At 65.7% G+C, this 16,065-nt stretch carries 13 protein-coding genes; 7 read left to right on the forward strand and 6 right to left on the reverse strand.

What is annotated here, in order from left to right:
- Positions 1 to 27: 27 nt before the first annotated feature.
- The 4 genes from BSF38_RS00350 (at position 28) to BSF38_RS00365 (ending at position 5,550) form a co-directional block, all read left to right on the forward strand.
- On the forward strand, positions 28 to 1,269 hold the full coding sequence (locus tag BSF38_RS00350) for a THUMP-like domain-containing protein (RefSeq protein WP_076342951.1): 1,242 nt from the start codon (positions 28 to 30) through the stop codon (positions 1,267 to 1,269).
- 195 nt (positions 1,270 to 1,464) lie between these two features.
- Entirely contained in the window at positions 1,465 to 2,310 is an 846-nt protein-coding gene (locus BSF38_RS00355; RefSeq protein WP_076342952.1) for an IS5 family transposase, read from the forward strand.
- 500 nt (positions 2,311 to 2,810) lie between these two features.
- On the forward strand, positions 2,811 to 4,253 hold the full coding sequence (gene tnpC / locus BSF38_RS00360; RefSeq protein ID WP_076342953.1) for an IS66 family transposase: 1,443 nt from the start codon (positions 2,811 to 2,813) through the stop codon (positions 4,251 to 4,253).
- A gap of 292 nt (positions 4,254 to 4,545) precedes the next feature.
- Entirely contained in the window at positions 4,546 to 5,550 is a 1,005-nt protein-coding gene (locus BSF38_RS00365) for a 6-bladed beta-propeller (RefSeq protein WP_076350498.1), read from the forward strand.
- A gap of 303 nt (positions 5,551 to 5,853) precedes the next feature.
- On the opposite strand, the gene BSF38_RS00370 is transcribed toward BSF38_RS00365, so the two are convergent.
- The 6 genes from BSF38_RS00370 to BSF38_RS00395 all read right to left on the reverse strand — a co-directional run bounded on the left by BSF38_RS00370 (position 5,854) and on the right by BSF38_RS00395 (position 12,750).
- Positions 5,854 to 6,201: a hypothetical protein gene (locus BSF38_RS00370; RefSeq protein ID WP_076342954.1), complete on the reverse strand. Its 348-nt coding sequence runs from the start codon at positions 6,199 to 6,201 to the stop codon at positions 5,854 to 5,856.
- A 7-nt stretch (positions 6,202 to 6,208) separates the two neighbouring features.
- Positions 6,209 to 6,925, reverse strand: coding sequence for a hypothetical protein (locus tag BSF38_RS00375; RefSeq protein ID WP_076342955.1), 717 nt, complete (start codon positions 6,923 to 6,925; stop codon positions 6,209 to 6,211).
- Between the two features lie 107 nt (positions 6,926 to 7,032).
- Positions 7,033 to 11,214 carry an FtsK/SpoIIIE domain-containing protein gene (locus BSF38_RS00380; protein WP_076342956.1) on the reverse strand — a complete coding sequence of 1,394 codons (4,182 nt, stop codon included), beginning with the start codon at positions 11,212 to 11,214 and terminating at the stop codon, positions 7,033 to 7,035.
- A 202-nt stretch (positions 11,215 to 11,416) separates the two neighbouring features.
- Complete coding sequence (locus tag BSF38_RS00385) at positions 11,417 to 11,632, reverse strand: hypothetical protein (protein WP_076342957.1); 216 nt, start codon at positions 11,630 to 11,632, stop codon at positions 11,417 to 11,419.
- A 63-nt stretch (positions 11,633 to 11,695) separates the two neighbouring features.
- Positions 11,696 to 12,370 carry a hypothetical protein gene (locus BSF38_RS00390; protein ID WP_076342958.1) on the reverse strand — a complete coding sequence of 225 codons (675 nt, stop codon included), beginning with the start codon at positions 12,368 to 12,370 and terminating at the stop codon, positions 11,696 to 11,698.
- Between the two features lie 107 nt (positions 12,371 to 12,477).
- Positions 12,478 to 12,750: a WXG100 family type VII secretion target gene (locus BSF38_RS00395; RefSeq protein WP_076342959.1), complete on the reverse strand. Its 273-nt coding sequence runs from the start codon at positions 12,748 to 12,750 to the stop codon at positions 12,478 to 12,480.
- A 228-nt stretch (positions 12,751 to 12,978) separates the two neighbouring features.
- Between BSF38_RS00395 and sixA the strand changes: the two genes are divergently transcribed.
- From sixA to BSF38_RS00410, 3 genes are all read left to right on the forward strand, one after another.
- On the forward strand, positions 12,979 to 13,482 hold the full coding sequence (sixA, locus tag BSF38_RS00400; protein WP_076342960.1) for a phosphohistidine phosphatase SixA: 504 nt from the start codon (positions 12,979 to 12,981) through the stop codon (positions 13,480 to 13,482).
- 110 nt (positions 13,483 to 13,592) lie between these two features.
- Complete coding sequence (locus BSF38_RS00405; protein ID WP_145951905.1) at positions 13,593 to 14,078, forward strand: hypothetical protein; 486 nt, start codon at positions 13,593 to 13,595, stop codon at positions 14,076 to 14,078.
- A gap of 279 nt (positions 14,079 to 14,357) precedes the next feature.
- Entirely contained in the window at positions 14,358 to 15,971 is a 1,614-nt protein-coding gene (locus BSF38_RS00410; RefSeq protein ID WP_076350499.1) for a vWA domain-containing protein, read from the forward strand.
- Positions 15,972 to 16,065 lie beyond the last annotated feature (94 nt).

Below are 16,065 nucleotides of genomic sequence, written 5' to 3' on the forward strand. Positions count from 1 at the left end.
CTACTCAGGCGAACACGTCACGTCACAATGTCATTCTATTCCGAAACGTCCGCCGGCTCGACCCAAGATCGTCGAGAACACCCGCCCGACGCCTCCGACGCCGAGTTCACCGTGCTCACGACCGACCTCGGCCGCGACCTGCTCGACCGGATGCGCGACACCCCGAACCCCGGCCCGGCCGACGTGATGCGATGGCGCAAGCTCGCCCCGGCCGAGATGGTTTCGGCCGCCGTCCGGCTGTCGGCCGGACGCCGCAAGGGCCTGGCGAAGTTCGCGCGGGCCGAAGCGATGTGGCTCGACCCGGTGGGCCTCGAACAGGCGACCGCCGAGGCCGTGGCCGAGCACAAGGCGAAGCGGTTCGAGGCCGACGTCGTGGTTGATCTCTGCTCGGGGATCGGCGGCGACGCCCTCGCCCTGGCCGCCCGAGCCGACGTGATCGCCGTCGACCGCGACCCCGGCATGGGCCGGCGGATCGCCTGGAACGCCCGCGTCTACGACCGGGCCGACCGAATCCTCCCCTGCCGGTCTTCCGCCGAGTCTTTCCCCATCCCCCCGGCCGCCTGGGTCCACGTCGACCCCGACCGCCGGACCTCCGGGAAGGGCCGGACCGTCGCCCTCGAAGGCTACGCCCCCGGCCCGGAATTCCTCCGCGCGCTGATGCGGACCGCCCCCGGCGGCGCGATCAAGCTCGGCCCGGCGAGCGACTTCGCGCGGTTCACCGAGGCCCTCGATTGCGAGGTCGAGCTGATCAGCCTCGACGGCGAGTGCAAAGAAGCGACCGTCTGGTTCGGCGCCGCCGCCCGGGCCTCGCGGAGCGCCGTCAAGCTCCCCGAGAACGTCGCGTGGAACGATCGCGAAGGCGACGGCGACCGGCAAACCCTGGCCTTCGCCGCCCCCGTCGGCCGCTGGATCTACGAGCCCGACACCGCCCTGACCCGCTCCGGCCTGCTCGACTCGTTCGCCAACGCCCACGGCCTCTTCCGGATCGCCTACGACCTCCCCTACCTGACGAGTGACGAACTCCTCGCCACCCCCTGGCTCGAAGCCTTCGAGGTCCAGTCCGTCCACCCCCTCGACCTGAAACGCCTCAAACGCCTGATCGCCGACGAATCCCTCGGCCCCGTCACCGTCAAGCACAAGACCACCAAGCTCACCCCCGAGACGATCCGCCCCCTCCTCCGCTCCACCGGCGAGCTTCCCACCACCCTCTTCCTCACCGGCGGCTCCGGCCCCGGCCGGGCGATCGTGGCTCGAAAGGCGGGGGTTTGACACGCTCACCTCACCGGTGGAGCTGGTTCTGTCCCCGACTCAGAGTTAGCCCGAAGGTAGGGCAAGGCCCGCCCAAAGTGCGCCCTGGTCCTGTCATCCCTAGCCGCTAAGAGGCTATCCCGTAATTCTAGAAGATCGTAAACTCTTGTCCTCCCAGGAGGTTCGCAGGATTCATCGCCGCAGGAGCACCGTTCGATGCGTAAGCCCTACCCGTCCGACCTGACCGACGAACAGTGGGCGATCGTCGAGCCCTTGATCCCCGTTCCCCAGGTCGGACGGCCCCGGACCAACGACATGCGGGAGGTGCTCAATGCCATCCTCTACCTCAACCGCTCGGGGTGCCAGTGGGATATGCTGCCGCACGACCTGCCGGCCAAGAGCACCGTCTACAACCACTTCGCCCAGTGGCGGGACGACGGCACATGGCAACTCATCCTGGACGCCCTGCGCCGCCAGGTCCGCACGACGGCCGGGCGGGAGCCGTCCCCAAGCGCCGGGAGCATCGACAGCCAGACGGTCAAGGGGACCGAGACAGGGGGCGAACGGGGCTACGACGGCGGCAAGAAGCTGACCGGCGTGAAACGACATATCATCGTGGATACGCTGGGGTTGCTGCTGGTCGTGGCGGTCTCGGCGGCGTCCGCCGACGACGGGACGCACGCCCCCCAGGTGCTGGGGCGGCTGACGGCCGAGCATCGAAGCCGGTTGGCGTTGGTCTGGGGCGACGGCAAGTATCGCAACCACCACCTCGACGGCTGGCTGGCGGAGGCCTCGGCCGGGTACAGGATCGAGGTCGTGGAGCGGCCGCCGGGAAGCCAAGGGTTTGTGAAGCTGCCGAGGCGCTGGGTGGTGGAGCGGACGTTCGCCTGGCTGGGGCGGCATCGGCGACACAGTCGGAATTACGAGCACCACGCCGAGAGCAGCGAGTCGATGATCCGCATCAGCTCTATTCATCGCATGCTCAAGTTCTTGAAGCCCGATCGCTCAAGGCCGGCGATCCCGTTCAAGTACCATAAAAACCAGGACATCATTACGGGATAGCCTCTTAAACAATCGTATTACCAGCACATTAGAAGGATCAACACGAACAACCGAGGAATGGTTATACTATTAACCGACAAGGATCTTAAGACTTTTGTCAGACAAACATTGAACGGCAAGGTTAAAGAGACACATATCCAACAAATCTGGGACGAGACACTGCGGGAAATTTCCTAAGGAGCGGGAAAGGGGAACGCTCCGAGGTTGGATTGCAGAGTCTCGCCGATTCGCGACACCCTTGAGGGTAAGCCGTCGATTCGCGTTGATGGGGGAACTGGCTGATCGAAGGAGTCTGAGAAGTAATTGCTCTTTACGGCAGCGATCTGGCCAGACGCACTGCACGTGTCGCCATCCTTGATGACCCGGATCCGCAGGTCATGCTCGATAAGGTTCTTGCTCACCTCATCTCGTCCGCCGAGAACTTGTCCGAGACGCTTCCAGAGAGTAAGCGGTCACGGCCTGGTATTGAACTTTGCCGTTGAGGGCGCTATACCGTCGTAATGACGAACGCGCCGCCGATCCCCGAGGAGCTTTGGAGTAAAGTGCCGCCTGACGCGCAGGCGGCCGTCGCCGCCGTGTTTCTGGCGACACAGCGGCGGATCGACGTTCTGGAGCGGCGGATCGCCGATCTCGAGGCGCGGCTGAACCAGAACTCGACCAACTCGTCGAAGCCGCCGTCGTCGGACCCGATCGGGGTGAAGCGGAAGCCGCCGGCGCCGCCGTCGCGACGCAAGCGGGGCGGACAGCCCGGGCATCGCAGGGCGGTCCGGCCGCTGGTTCCGCCGGAGCAGCTCGACTCGTCGACCGACTGCAAGCCGACGTCGTGCCGGCGGTGCAAGGGGCCGCTCGACGGCGTCGATCCGGCGCCGTTGGTCCATCAGGTCGCCGAAATCCCCCGGTTCGATCCGTGGGTGGATCAGTATCGGTTGCATCGTCTGACCTGCCCCGGCTGCGGCGCGTCGACTTGCGGCACGCTCCCCGAGGGGGGCTCCGCGAGTTGTTTCGGCCCGCGGCTCCAGGCGGTGCTGGCGACCCTGGCCGGGGCCTATCGGCTGAGCAAGCGGCAGATCCGCCAGTTGGCCGGCGACTTGCTGGGGCTGTCGATCTCCACCGGCATGATCGCCAAGTTGGAGCGGCGGTCGGCCCTCGCCCTGGCCGAACCCCACCGCGAACTGGCCGCGGCGGTCCACGAGGCGGCCGTGGTCAACGTCGACGAGACCGGCTGGCGCGAGCAAGGCCGTCGGGCCTGGCTGTGGGCGGCGACGACCCCGACCGCCACGGTCTTCGCGATCGCCGCGAACCGCTCCGGCGAGGTCGCCCGAAGCCTGCTCGGCGACAGGCCGGACCGGACCGTCGGCAGCGACCGCTTCAGCGCGTACAACTGGATCGCCGCGGCGGACCGGCAACTGTGCTGGAGCCATCTCCGCCGCGATTTCCAGGCGATGATCGACCGCGGCGGGGTCGGCGCGAAGTTCGGCGGCCGGCTGCTGGGGTTGTCGAACCGGCTGTTCCGGATCCATCGCAAGGCGCGCGACGGACTGCTCGGCGGAGCGACATATCAAAAAGCGATCGGCGGTCTGGAACGGCTGGTCCACGCGACGCTGGAGGCCGGCGCGCGGTGCGCGAGCGAGCGGGCGGCCGGTACGTGCTCGGAGCTGTTGCGGCTGGAAGCCGGGCTGTGGAACTTCGCGCGGCGGCCGGGCGTCGAGCCGACCAACAACGTCTCGGAACGCGCGGTGCGTCACGCCGTGATCTGGCGACGGATCAGCGGCGGGACCGCCAGCGCTTCGGGGAGTCGGTTCGTCGAGCGGATGCTGACGGTCGTCGCCACCTGCCGACGACAAGGCCGCAACGTGCTCGACTATCTGACCTCCGCCTTCCAGGCCCATCGCGCGGCCCTCGCCGTCCCATCGCTGACCCCGCCCTCAGTCGGCTCGTGCTGATTCAACAGCGCCGACCCGTGAACGGTTACTCCAGAGAATGAGCCATCCATGCCTCGCTCGTCGCCACGGCGGAGCATCTCGGCCTGAGAAGGATCTTCACGCTCGACAGTGATTTTCCGAACCCATGACGGGGGCCGTTGGCATCGTCCCCGACTCAGAGTCTAGCGGGAGGGCTTTCCGGAGCGTAACATCTTGGCGGGAAAGGCCGGACCATCGGTCGCCTGCTTTCCTGGCCAAGACGTACCTGGCCACTTCCCGACCCCTCTCCCCTTGCCATTTTGGAGTATTGATCGTGAAGAACTGTTCGACTTCCGTCGCTGTCGCCCTCGTCTTGGGACTCGCGCTGCCGGTTCTCGCGGCGGACAAGACTCAGCCCGTGCGGATGGGGAGTGGGCTGATGACGTTCGACACGACGCCGGGCTGGGGCCTCGGACCGGACGGAAAATCAGTGATCGGGCCGTGCCACGGCGGCGTCGTCGTCGACAAGGACGGGAACATTTACACGAGCGCGCACGCCGGGGTCTTCGTCTTCTCGCCCGAAGGCAAGGCGCTCCGCAGCTTCCTCGGCGACAAGTATTCCGATATGCACGACATGAAGATCCGCGAGGAAGCGGACGGCGAGTTCATCTACGGCGCCCGCAACGCCAACGCCGAAGGGATCAAGTTCAACGCCCGGACCGGCGACATCGTCCTGAAACTGCCGTTCCCCACGGAGTCGGGGCCGAAGCCGGAGAAGTTCAACCCCACGGCGATCACCGTCGCCCCGAACGGCGACATCTTCCTGTCGGACGGCTACGCGAGCGACCACATCTACAAGTTCGACAAGACCGGCAAGTACCTGATGCACTTCGGGACCAAGGGGAACGGCCTCAAGGAATTCAACACCGCCCACGGCATGACGCTCGACACGCGTTACAACCCGCCCCGCCTGCTGATCTGCGACCGCAACCATGCGCCCAAGGGCCGGCTGCTGCACTACAGCCTCGACGGCGAGTTCATCGCCGAGGTCGTGACCGGCCTGGGGATGCCGACGTCGGCCTCGGTCCAGGGCGACTACGTCTCGGTGCCGGACCTGCACGGGCGACTGGTCATCCTCGACAAGAACAACACGATCGTCGCCGTGCTCGGCTACAACGCGGACCCGGCGAAGGGGGGGAATTACAATATTCCGCAAGCGGATTGGATCGAAGGAGTCTTCAGCGGCACGCACGGCTCGTCCTGGGACAAGGACGGCAACCTGTACGTCCAGGACTGGAACGTCTCCGGCCGCATCATGAAGCTGGCGCGCGTCAAGTAGCCGACGGCGCTCGATTTCACGTGAACGGAATTCGGACGGCCGGCTGGCCGGGAAAAGGGGGACGGCACTCTCCCCCGCCCCCTTTTCCCGCCCCGGAATGACGCTCCTGTTTTTTCACAGAGGCTCATATCAAGATATCGCCCTCGGATCGAACCAGATCGTTCACGACGACCTGATCCACCGGCGCATGAAGGACCGCCAGCCGAGCGGCAAGTTGATCTCAGCGTCGATCTCCTCGCCTGGTCCGGAATCCGGCCCCCGCCGATTCCTGGCCCGCTGTAGATACTCGAACCCGTCTTCCCCTCAAAACAACTTGCTTTCCGGATAATAGCGGCGGATCACGAAGGAGCGTAGCCAGAAGAGGGCCAAGAGGTTGGCTCCCTTGGCCAGGATCAACCACGACTGGAGCGAGTATGCTTCACGGAAGTCCGTCAGACCGAACGTGAAGAAGGCCAGAGCATAAGCGAGTTCCACAGCCGAACGGCGATGTCGGAGATATCGGCGCAGGACCAGTGCCGAGAGGAGCGTCCAGACGGCCCCTTCGAACAGATTGAAAACATGATAGGGGATCTCGATCCAAGGCGGGCCTCCGGACGGATACGTCCACCACGTCCGGAACCACAGATCCTGCGTGAGTCGTTTGAGGCCCACCGTAGCGCTATTCGCCTTTCGGATTCGGAGCGAGCGAGCCCGAACCTGGAAGCTTGACCGACGCATTTCCGTTGCCGTCGTAGACTTTGAGGCCCGCATCACCGTTGCGGTCTTTGCTGACGACGATGCGGTCGCGGCCGTTGGCGTCGAAGACGGCCAGGCCCGCGCCCCAGTTCTTGGCGTAACCGACGACGACGCTGGGCGTTTCGGACCGAGTGCTTTCGTCGTCGTAGACCTTGAGCGCCGCATTGTCGTTCTTGTCGTCGCAGACGGTGATGCGTTCGCGGCCTCTCGGATCGCGGACGGTGAGGGCCACATCCCCTTCATCATCGCGCCCGATACCGAGGCGCACCTTCCCGGACGGATCGGAGATCCACATGCCCGTCGATCCGTCGGAGGAGGCCTGGATATGCAGGAGGTTCTTGCCCACCCGATCGTACAAGGCGAACATCGGACCTTGCTTCCACATGCGAAGCTCGCCGCGAACGACGCCTTCCACGTCCTGAAGCTGGAATAGCTCTGCCTTGACGACCCTCGGGTTTGCGACCTTGTGGGCTTCTCCCGTCAAGTACGACAACAGCCCGACCAGAGCCAAGCCGCCGAGGAAGTAGAGCCTTGTTCGCGCCCGGCGTTCCGCGCGGTCGAGACGGTTCGTCAACTCCTGAACGCTCCGCTCCAGGCGTTCGATTTGCTCGCCTGGATCGTCGCTCGGCGTGATCGACATCATTCGTCCTCCAGGGGACGGCGATCTCACGAAGGATTTGGCCCCCGTGCGTTCGCTCGGCCCCGAAAACGACCACGGCCCGTCGAGTGACGGGCCGTGGGGGGGGGTCAGAAATTGTCGGGCTTGGTTTCAGCCTCGGCCGGCTCGGCCGGCTCGTCGAAGTTGGGGAAAACAGGCGGCAACTCGTCGTCGTCTGGGAAAGCGGGGGGGAGGTCGTCGTAGCGGTTGCCGTGGCCGTTGCCGTTGTCTTGGGAGGCGACGGGCGCGGGTTCCGGCTCGGGGATGGGTTCGGGTTCGACAGGGGCGGGACGCGAGAAGAGCTTGTGCTTGACCTCGGCGATCCAGGCGTCGTCGGGGAGGCCGTAGGGGCGGAACTTCTCGATCCGGTTCTCTTCCTCGCTGTAGAAGAGGGCGCGGTTCTCGCCGAGCTTGCCGGCGACGGGCGAGTCGATGACGGTGCTCGAGTCGTTGGCGCTCATCTGGAACAGGACGCGCAGCTCGAACTCGCGGAGGGCGTTGCGGTCGAACGTCCGGTTCATGTTGTTGACGCTGTCGCACCAGACGATGACGTGGATGCCGACCGGCGGGCCTTCGCGGAGAATCTCGCTGAACTGCGTGCCGGGCGAGGCGGCCTTCTCCTCGCCGAAGCTGGAGGAGAAGCCGAAGTCGTCGTCACCCTTGCGGAGGTCGCGGAACCGCTGGAGGTCGTAGATGAACACGTAGATCGGCGCCTGCTCCTCGGCGCTGCCGCTGTTGTCGCGGCGCCGGCCGAGCTCGACGGCGACTTCGTTGATCGAGGCCGCCAGGTTGCGCTGGGTGACGTTCTTGACGGTGTGCGGCAGCCAGTCGGCGATCTGGCCGAGCTTGCCGTTGAGCCACGAGTCGACGGGCGTGCCGTCGAGCAGGTAGAGCTTCAGGCCGTTGTGCTTGCGGGGCGGGTGCTGGGCGGCGATGCTGACGGCCGCCATCATGAACATCGCCAGCGCGGCCTCGGCGTTCTGGCCGATGATCAGCAGGTTCGAGCCGCTCTGGGGGCGGAAGACGGCGACGGTCGGGTCTTTGATGGCGATCGCGTCGCCGAGCCAGGCCTGCTCGTAGCGGGGACCCTGCTCGGCCCATTCGGCGGCTTCGAGCAGCTTGTTCAGCAGGGCGTTCTTGCGGGTGTCGGCCGGCAGGTTGCCTTCGAAGACGATCGGCGAGGCCGGCGGCCGGTTCTGGGCCTTGGCCAGGTCGAGGATGTCTTGCAGGTACTCTTGCCGGCGCTTGTCGGAGAGCCAGACGACCTGGAACAGGTTGTTGCCCTCGGGCAGACCGTTGGCGTCGTTGTAGATCGCCTCGCCGGGGCGGGTCAGCAGCCGCGCGGCGCTGTTCTCTTCGCTCAAGATCAGGTGCGCGTCGGCCTCGCTGCACTGGAGGGCGATGCGGATGGCCATCTGGCCGAGGGTCGCCCGGCCGACCGAGTAGGCGCCGCCGAGCGTCTGCGAGCCGAGGATGACGTGGACGCCGAACGCACGACCCTGGCGGACCATGCGGTCGAGCAAGAGCGAAACCTCTTGAGCCACCTTGTCGTCTTCGACGAAGAACTCCTGGAACTCGTCGACGACGAACAGGATGCGCGGCATCGGGTAATCGGGCTTGGCCTCGCGGAAGCCGCGGAGGTCCTGAACGCCGGTGTCGCGGTAGAGGTCGCCTCGGAACTTCAGCTCGGCGTCGAGCCGCTGGAGCACGCTCAGGCCGAACTCGCGTTCGGATTCGACGGCGATGACCTTGGCGTGCGGCAGCTCCATCTCAGCGTAGACCTTGAATTCGACGCCCTTCTTGAAGTCGATCAGGTACAGTTCGAGCTGGTCGGGGCTGTACCGCAAGGCCGCGTTGGTGATGAGCGCGTGGAGCAAGGTCGACTTGCCCGAGCCCGTTTTACCGGCGACGAGCGCGTGCTGCGAGGTCCCCTTGCCGAGGGTGATCGGCTGGAGCTTGGTGGCGCCGGCTCGGCCGAGCGGCACTTCCATGACCTTGCCGCTGTTCCAGCTCCAGAACTTGTCCGGGGTCGGGGCGATGAAGTCGAACGGGACCTCGACGCGGTTGGCGTCGCGGGCCTTCTCGCCCATGTCGTGCATCAGCCGGCTGTAGAGGGTCTGCTCGGGGAGCACGTCGAGGGCCAGCGGGAACCGGCCGAAGTGCTCGTCGCGCCAGCCGAGCTTGCCGTCGCGCCAGCTCAGGTTGACGCAGTCGGCCTCCAGGTCCTTGAGCTGCACGCCGGCGGGCGTGGGGAGCTTGGGGTCGGCCGAGATCAGGGCGTAGACGCCGCAACGGGCGCCGCTGGCGACGATGCTCTGGAGCCGCCGCGCGGCGGTCTCGTTGAAGTTCACCGGGAAATTCGCGACGACCAGGACGCGGAACGGCTCGGCGACCTCGCCGGCGTGCACGTTGTATTCCTCGATCGTGGCGAACTCGTTGCGGAGGTACTTCTGGATCACATTCTCCATGTGCTCCGAGAGGTCCGTCAGCCGCTGCTCGAAGTCGCGGGCCTCGGTCCAGATCCGGCTGGTGACGAGCAGCTCCTGGTAGTCGGCCAGGTGCATGAAGGCCGCGAAGTTCTCGCCCAGTCCGACGGGGTCGAAGATCGTGAACCGGACCTTCCCCGGGGGGATGGAGGTCAGGAACCGGATCATCATCGTCTGGAGCAGCAGGTTGGCCTCGGCCTTGCCGGACTCGGTCGTCTTGATGAGGATCGAGCTCTTGGTCGGGAACGGCACCAGGGCGGGCAGCTCGAAGCGGGTCGGCCCGGCGTTCTTGAGCCGCTCGTCGGCGGGGTAGCCGCTGGGAAACTCGCCCAGGTCGAAGCTGAACTTGCCGAAGGGGAGCGCCGGAGGAACCTCGGTGGGGGGCTTCCAATCCTTGATGTCGGCGCCGGTCCAGTCGAGGTAGCGGCGCGTCGCCTCCTCGTTGACCTCGTTCACGGCTCCGCCGACCCGGGCCAGGCCCTCGGTCCACGTCCGGATCAGTTCGTTCCAGGCGGCGTCGTAGGCGTTCTTGGTGGCCTCGCGGATTCCCCGGTGGTGGTCCTGAAGCTGCTTGGCGTCGGCGTCGAACTTCTCCTTGTGCGCCTGGATGCGGGGCGGGTAGGTCGCCTCGCACTTCTGCGATTCCTCCTCGCGGCGCTTGCGGATGTCGGCGAGCCGCTGGGGGTAGACGACGTCGGCCTCGGCGAGCGCCTTCTGCTGGCGGGCGTCGGCCTCGGCGACGCGCACCTTCATCTTGTCCTCGGCCTTCTTGTAGTCGTCCTCGCGCTTCTCGTCGGCCTCTTTCTGCCGCCGCTCGAACTCGGTCTTGACCCAGTCCTTGGTCTCGTCGAGCTTCCGTTCGGCCTCCTCCAGGTCGTGCTTGAGCGGGTGGAAATGGCGGGCGACGCCGGCCTGGGCCTTCTTCGACAGCGCGACGTGCGCGCCGACCGCGGCGGCGATCGCCGCGACGACGCCGACGCCGATCCCGATCGGCCAGCCGATCACGGCCCCCAGGCCGCCGCCGACGACCGCGCCCAGCAGCAGGAACGGCCAGATGAAGTTCGAGATCTTGAGGAAGTTCGGCAGCTTGAGCGATTCGAGGGCCAGCAGCTCCTCGTCGGCCTTCTTGATCAGCTCTTGCAGGACGGCAATCCGACCCGTCTGGACCGGAGGCTTCTCCGCCGCGCCCCCCTCGCCGTCGCCTTCGCCGTCGTCGTAGTTTTCGACCGGTTCGGGCTCGGGCGTGACTTCGGAGGCGAGGAACGTCGACGGGTCCGGCGCGGGGCCGGCGAGCTTCCCGCAGCGGTCCATCACGGGCTCGGCCATTTCCTTGAGGTGCTCGAAGTCGCGGCGGGCGGCCGACAACTGTTCTTCCTCGCGCTTCCGCCTCTTGACCGTGTTGTCGCGGGCGGCCTCGTACATCGCCAGGGCCTGCCAGCGGGTCTCGTCGCTCGCCTTCTTCGACTTGCTCCGCTCCGACTTGAACTGGGCCTCGATCTTCTGCTTCGCCTGGGCGTACTCGGCCTCGGTCGCCTGGGTCTCGCCCTGCGCCTTGCGCGCGATCCCCGCGCGGACCTTGTCGTACTCAGCTTGCAGCGCCTCGCTCTCGGCCTTGAACTTGGTGTTGAGCTGATGGGACGCCACCCGCGACTCTTGCTCCTCGCGATCGCGACGCCGCTTGAAGGTCTGCTCGACTTCGGTCTCGACCTTGGCTCGATGGGCGATCAGGCTTTCCAGATCGGTCAGCGCGGCGACTTCTTTCTGGATCAGCGGTGATTCAGGCATGTTCAAGGTATCCGGTTCATCAAGTGAGCAGGGAGTAAAGGCGTCGGGCGCGATCGATGTCTCGGTATCAGTCTCGACGGGTGGCACGGGTTCGGCTCGTCCGAACCCGTGGTGCAAGCCACGGCAAGCGCTCACGGGTTCGAGCCGACCCCGTGGCGCCCAGAACTCGCGTCGCGAAACTCGGACTCACCACATTAGCGGGTCAGGAGTTCTCGTCGCAGGCTTTGCGGATCTTGCCGAGGGCCTCGGAGAGCTTGTCCATGCCGACGACGTTGCGTTTGACGAGCCCTTCGAGCGGGGCCAGATGGTTCTTCTCGAAGTCCTGCGCGACCTGGTCGTCCCACGCCTGGGTCGTGATGTCCCACTTGTCGCGAAGGTCTTTCATGGCGTGCTGAAGTCGGGCCGAATGGGCGCTCATTGGGGGGCGTCTCCTCGATTCTCGGCGGACGAAATGGCGACGACGACTCGGTTTCCGTTGCGATCAGGACGGGTTGGCGACGGTCTCGGCTTCAGCCGCGACGGACTGACGCTCTCCAGCGGCGGCCGGCGCGGCCTGGCCGTCGGCGGGCGTCGATTCCGAGACGCCTCCGGTGCGGGCCGAGCCGCCGGCGCTCGCGGACGAGCCCGAGCTCGCCCCCGAGCCGCCCGGCGCTTCCGCGCTCGGGGCTGTCGGCGCGCGCAGGGCCAGGTATCCTTCGAGCGACTTGACCATCGCCCCGATCCGGTGGATCGATTTCTCCATCCCGCCCGACAGGTGGTCGGCCAGCGGCGAGGCGCACGACTTGTACTCGGCGATCGTGTGGTGCAGGACCGGGATCAGCCGCTTGACGAGGGCGACCTTCTCCTCGGCGATGCGAAGCCTGCGCATCGCCTCGCGGAGCTTCTCCTTCTGCTCGGTGTCGGAGATGGTGTCGCTGCCCTGCGCGGCGATCTTGCGGCGGGCCAGCTCGGTCCGCGCGTTCATGACCTCTTCGCTCCGGCGCTTGACCTGCATCTGCCAGTAGCCGAGCTGGTCGCGCTCCAGCCAATCGCGCATCCGCCGCAACTCCATGTCGACGCCCGACAGCGCCCCCCGCGCCTCCTCGTTGAACTTGATCATCGAGTTGCGGAAGTCCGTCAGGGCTTCGACCGACAACACTCTCGCGGCCTTGCTCATGGCGCCTGTTCCTCTTGAGCCGTGGCGTGACGTGTCCCGGAAAGACGAAGGGGCCGACGCGCGACGTCTCGGCGTCGCGCCGTCGGCCGAGCGATCGACGATTCCGCTCAGCGCTGCTGCAAATACTCTTCGAGACGTTCGGCTTTGCGGAGCAGGAACGGGATATGCTGGTTGGTCGAGTCGACGAACCGCTTGACGACCAGCAGGGTCGCGTCGAATTCCTCGGTGAACTTCTGCTGCTCGCGGTCCCGCCAGGTCTGGCCCAGCGCGGAGACCTGACCGTGGAGGACGGTCAACTGGTTCAGGAGATCGTTGTTGAACTGCTTCAACCGCGCGGCGAACCGGCGGATCTCCTCCGGATTGGCGATTGCTTGGGCCATGCGTGACCTCGATTCAGCCTGGGGGATCGGAAAAGGCACATCCGTTCGCGGCCGGCGCGTCCCCGTCCGACCGAATCCGGGGCGGAAACGCAACGCCAAGACTTGACGACTTTTATGGTATACGGACGATTTGGGGCTGTAAAGTCTCGGGTCGAGTCCCTCGCGCGCCGGGGTTCGCCCAGGACTCACGCAGGTGAAACCGGGAAACGAAACTACGGGAGTTCGCCGATGGATGAACTGACTATTCTACGACACGGGATCACCGTCGAACATGGCACGCCGGGAATTCCCGACGACGACCGGCCGCTGACCCCCAAGGGCGAAAAACGGATGCGCGAGATCGCCGCCGGCCTCGCCGAGATCGGCCTCGAACTCGACAAAATCGTCACGAGCCCCCTGCCCCGCGCCCGCCGCACCGCCGAGATCGTCGCCGAGGCGCTCGACCTCGAAGACCGCCTCGAAACCGCCGACGTCCTCCGCGCCGGCGGCGCCGCTCAGTCGGTCGTCGACTGGCTCCGCGACCGCCGGGACGCCCGCCTCATGATCGTCGGCCACAACCCGATGCTCGACGAGTTACTGAGCCTGCTCGTCCTCGGCGACCCCCACGCGCTCCCCTTCTCCCTCAAAAAAGGAGCCGCCGCCGCCCTCCGCCGCTGGACCGAAAACCCCGACCGCTTCGACCTCGCCTGGCTCGCCCCCCCACGATTGCTTCGTCGGAAAGAGGACGATTGAGGTGGGCCGGATCGCCAGCGCCGCCACTCATTCGGCCCTTACGAACTTTCCCGGCTCCTGGTACTGAGATTCCGATGACAACGCCAGACAATCCCGAATTAATCCGGGGCTTGGCCGCCCTCGACGCCGGCCGCTACGCCGACGCTTATGTGATCCTCCGACCTCTCGCCAACGCGGGGAACCTTACAGCTCAAGCAAGGCTTGGCGGCATCGTGTCGCTTGGTATGCATCGCTTCTCCGATTGGGACGCGTATCAAGCGTGGCCCGACTCCGCATCCCCTGATCAAATCGCGGATTACCTCTCGAGGTATGCCCAGGAGGACAGAGAACTGGCCGCAGCCTGGTTGCAATCGGCCTCGGACGGCGGCGACGCCTACGCGTCCCACTGCCTTGCGATGCTATTCGTGACGGGAGTCAGTGAAGAGGGCTGGGAGGTGCGAAGGAAGAAGGTGCTGGAACTGGTGGCCAAGGCGCAGTCGCAAGGTTTCGATTGCGTCGACTACGGCGATCCGCCGGGGGAGGCTTATCTTCAATTCCTTGAGCGAGACGCCGCCCTGCATAAACGATACGCCGCCCGTCATCCCGACGAGGCTTGATTCGACCACCAATTCCATGCCGTGCTCCCAACGACCCGACACGTGGTAGATCGGCGAGGGGCGTCGATTTTCGGCGCAAGATTCCGATCCGATCGGCGAATCTCATCGTATGGACTCTGGTATCAGGGGGAAGACCGCCTTTCTGTGTTTGACTTTTGTAAAATCAGGAAGACGTGACGAGGGCCCCACGCGGACGTTTTGCTGCCGCGCTGACATTTCTGCGCCCACCCTGAACCCAATTTGAAAATGAACCCGCTGGACTGGAAAAGGGAGGCGTCGATGGACCTGAATCGCTGGCGTGTCGTCGCGGTCGCGTGCGTGGGCGTTCTTGGCGGCGGCTGTTCTGAACAGGCCGCCAGAGAAGCCGGCCGCCGCGCGAAAACCGCGGAGGCTCCTACCGCCGCGGCGTCGGCCCCTGTCGCGGCCGGCGAGTCGCCTCTTCCGGTCGCCAAGAGCGAGGAGCCCGCGGGTAAGCTCGTACCGGCTCAGGAGGCGTACGAGGAGATCGTCGACAATGACTTCGCCCAGGTCGCCCGGGAACCTCTCTCGACGTTCTCGATCGACGTCGACACGGCGAGCTACGCCAATGTGCGACGGTTCCTCGAACAGAACACGCTGCCGCCGAAGGATGCCGTCCGCATCGAGGAGCTGCTCAACTACTTCCAGTACGAAGACCCTGCTCCCAAGGGCGACGAGCCGTTCGCGGTACATGCCGAGGTGGCCGGGTGCCCCTGGAATCCCGAGCACAGGCTGGCCAGGATCGGGATCACCGGCCGGAAGATCGAGGCCGGTCGCCGGCCGATGAGCAACCTGGTGTTTCTGATCGACGTCTCAGGCTCGATGAGCGAGCCGAACAAGCTGCCGTTGTTGGTCGGGTCGTTGAAGTTGCTGGTCGACCAGCTCGGCGAGAACGATCGCGTGGCCATCGTGGTCTACGCGGGCGCGTCGGGCCTCGTCCTCCCGTCCACAACCTGCGACAAGAAGGCCGAGATCATCGCTTCGCTCGAAAGTCTCCGGGCCGGCGGCTCGACCAACGGTGGCGCGGGGCTCCAACTCGCCTACGACACCGCGATCCAGCACTTCATCAAGGGAGGGGCGAACCGGGTGATTCTGGCGACCGACGGCGACTTCAACGTCGGCGTAACCGGACACGACGAGTTGACCCGCCTCATCGAAGCGAAAGCCAAAAGCGGCGTGTTCCTGAGCGTTTTCGGCTTCGGCATGGGGAACTTCAAGGACGGGACGCTCGAACGGCTCGCCGATAAGGGAAACGGTCACTACGGCTACATCGATTCCCCCCGCGAGGCGCGCAAGGTGTTCGTCGAGGAGCTGGGGGCGACACTCGTCACGATCGCCAAGGACGTGAAGATCCAGGTCGAGTTCAACCCCTCGAAAGTCGGGGCGTACCGGCTTATCGGCTACGAGAACCGACTGCTTCAGGCCCAGGACTTCAGCGACGACAAGAAGGACGCTGGCGAGATCGGCGCCGGGCATCACGTCACCGCGCTCTACGAACTGGTCCCTCCGGGGAAGGACGTCGGGTACGCGAAGGTGGACGCGTTGGAGTTCCAGAAGCCGGCCGAGGAGGTTGAGCCTCGTCCCGAATCGTTGATCGTCAAGCTCCGCTACAAGGCGCCGGACGGAGACGCGAGCAAGCTCATCAAAGGGGGCGTCTTGGATGCGGGGACGCCTTTCACCTCGGCCTCTCGGGATCTCCAGTTCGCCAGCGCCGTCGCGGGTTTCGGGATGCTCCTGCGAGACTCGCCCCATAAAGGCGACCTGACCTTCGCAGCCGTCGTAGAGATCGCCGGCTCAGCGGTTGGGAACGACCCCGGCGGCTATCGCACCGAGTTCCTCGGCCTGGTGAATAAGGCAAAGTCGCTCGGTCGTTGAGTTCAACTTCGCGTCGACCTGGGACGAGCCCCGGTTCGCTCGCTCGCGAAAGTACTCCTGACACGTCAGTCCAAGTCGATGTGGAGGGTCGCAA

This window comes from Paludisphaera borealis, from assembly GCF_001956985.1.
Lineage (GTDB): Bacteria > Planctomycetota > Planctomycetia > Isosphaerales > Isosphaeraceae > Paludisphaera > Paludisphaera borealis.

Excerpts from the sequence above, each read along its gene's own strand:
- BSF38_RS00350 (WP_076342951.1), top strand. The coding sequence starts at position 28 with ATGTCATTCTATTCCGAAACGTCCGCCGGCTCGACCCAAGATCGTCGA.
- BSF38_RS00355 (WP_076342952.1), top strand. The coding sequence starts at position 1,465 with ATGCGTAAGCCCTACCCGTCCGACCTGACCGACGAACAGTGGGCGATC.
- tnpC (WP_076342953.1), top strand. The coding sequence starts at position 2,811 with ATGACGAACGCGCCGCCGATCCCCGAGGAGCTTTGGAGTAAAGTGCCG.
- BSF38_RS00375 (WP_076342955.1), bottom strand. The coding sequence starts at position 6,925 with ATGTCGATCACGCCGAGCGACGATCCAGGCGAGCAAATCGAACGCCTG.
- BSF38_RS00380 (WP_076342956.1), bottom strand. The coding sequence starts at position 11,214 with ATGCCTGAATCACCGCTGATCCAGAAAGAAGTCGCCGCGCTGACCGAT.
- BSF38_RS00385 (WP_076342957.1), bottom strand. The coding sequence starts at position 11,632 with ATGAGCGCCCATTCGGCCCGACTTCAGCACGCCATGAAAGACCTTCGC.
- BSF38_RS00390 (WP_076342958.1), bottom strand. The coding sequence starts at position 12,370 with ATGAGCAAGGCCGCGAGAGTGTTGTCGGTCGAAGCCCTGACGGACTTC.
- BSF38_RS00395 (WP_076342959.1), bottom strand. The coding sequence starts at position 12,750 with ATGGCCCAAGCAATCGCCAATCCGGAGGAGATCCGCCGGTTCGCCGCG.
- sixA (WP_076342960.1), top strand. The coding sequence starts at position 12,979 with ATGGATGAACTGACTATTCTACGACACGGGATCACCGTCGAACATGGC.
- BSF38_RS00410 (WP_076350499.1), top strand. The coding sequence starts at position 14,358 with ATGGACCTGAATCGCTGGCGTGTCGTCGCGGTCGCGTGCGTGGGCGTT.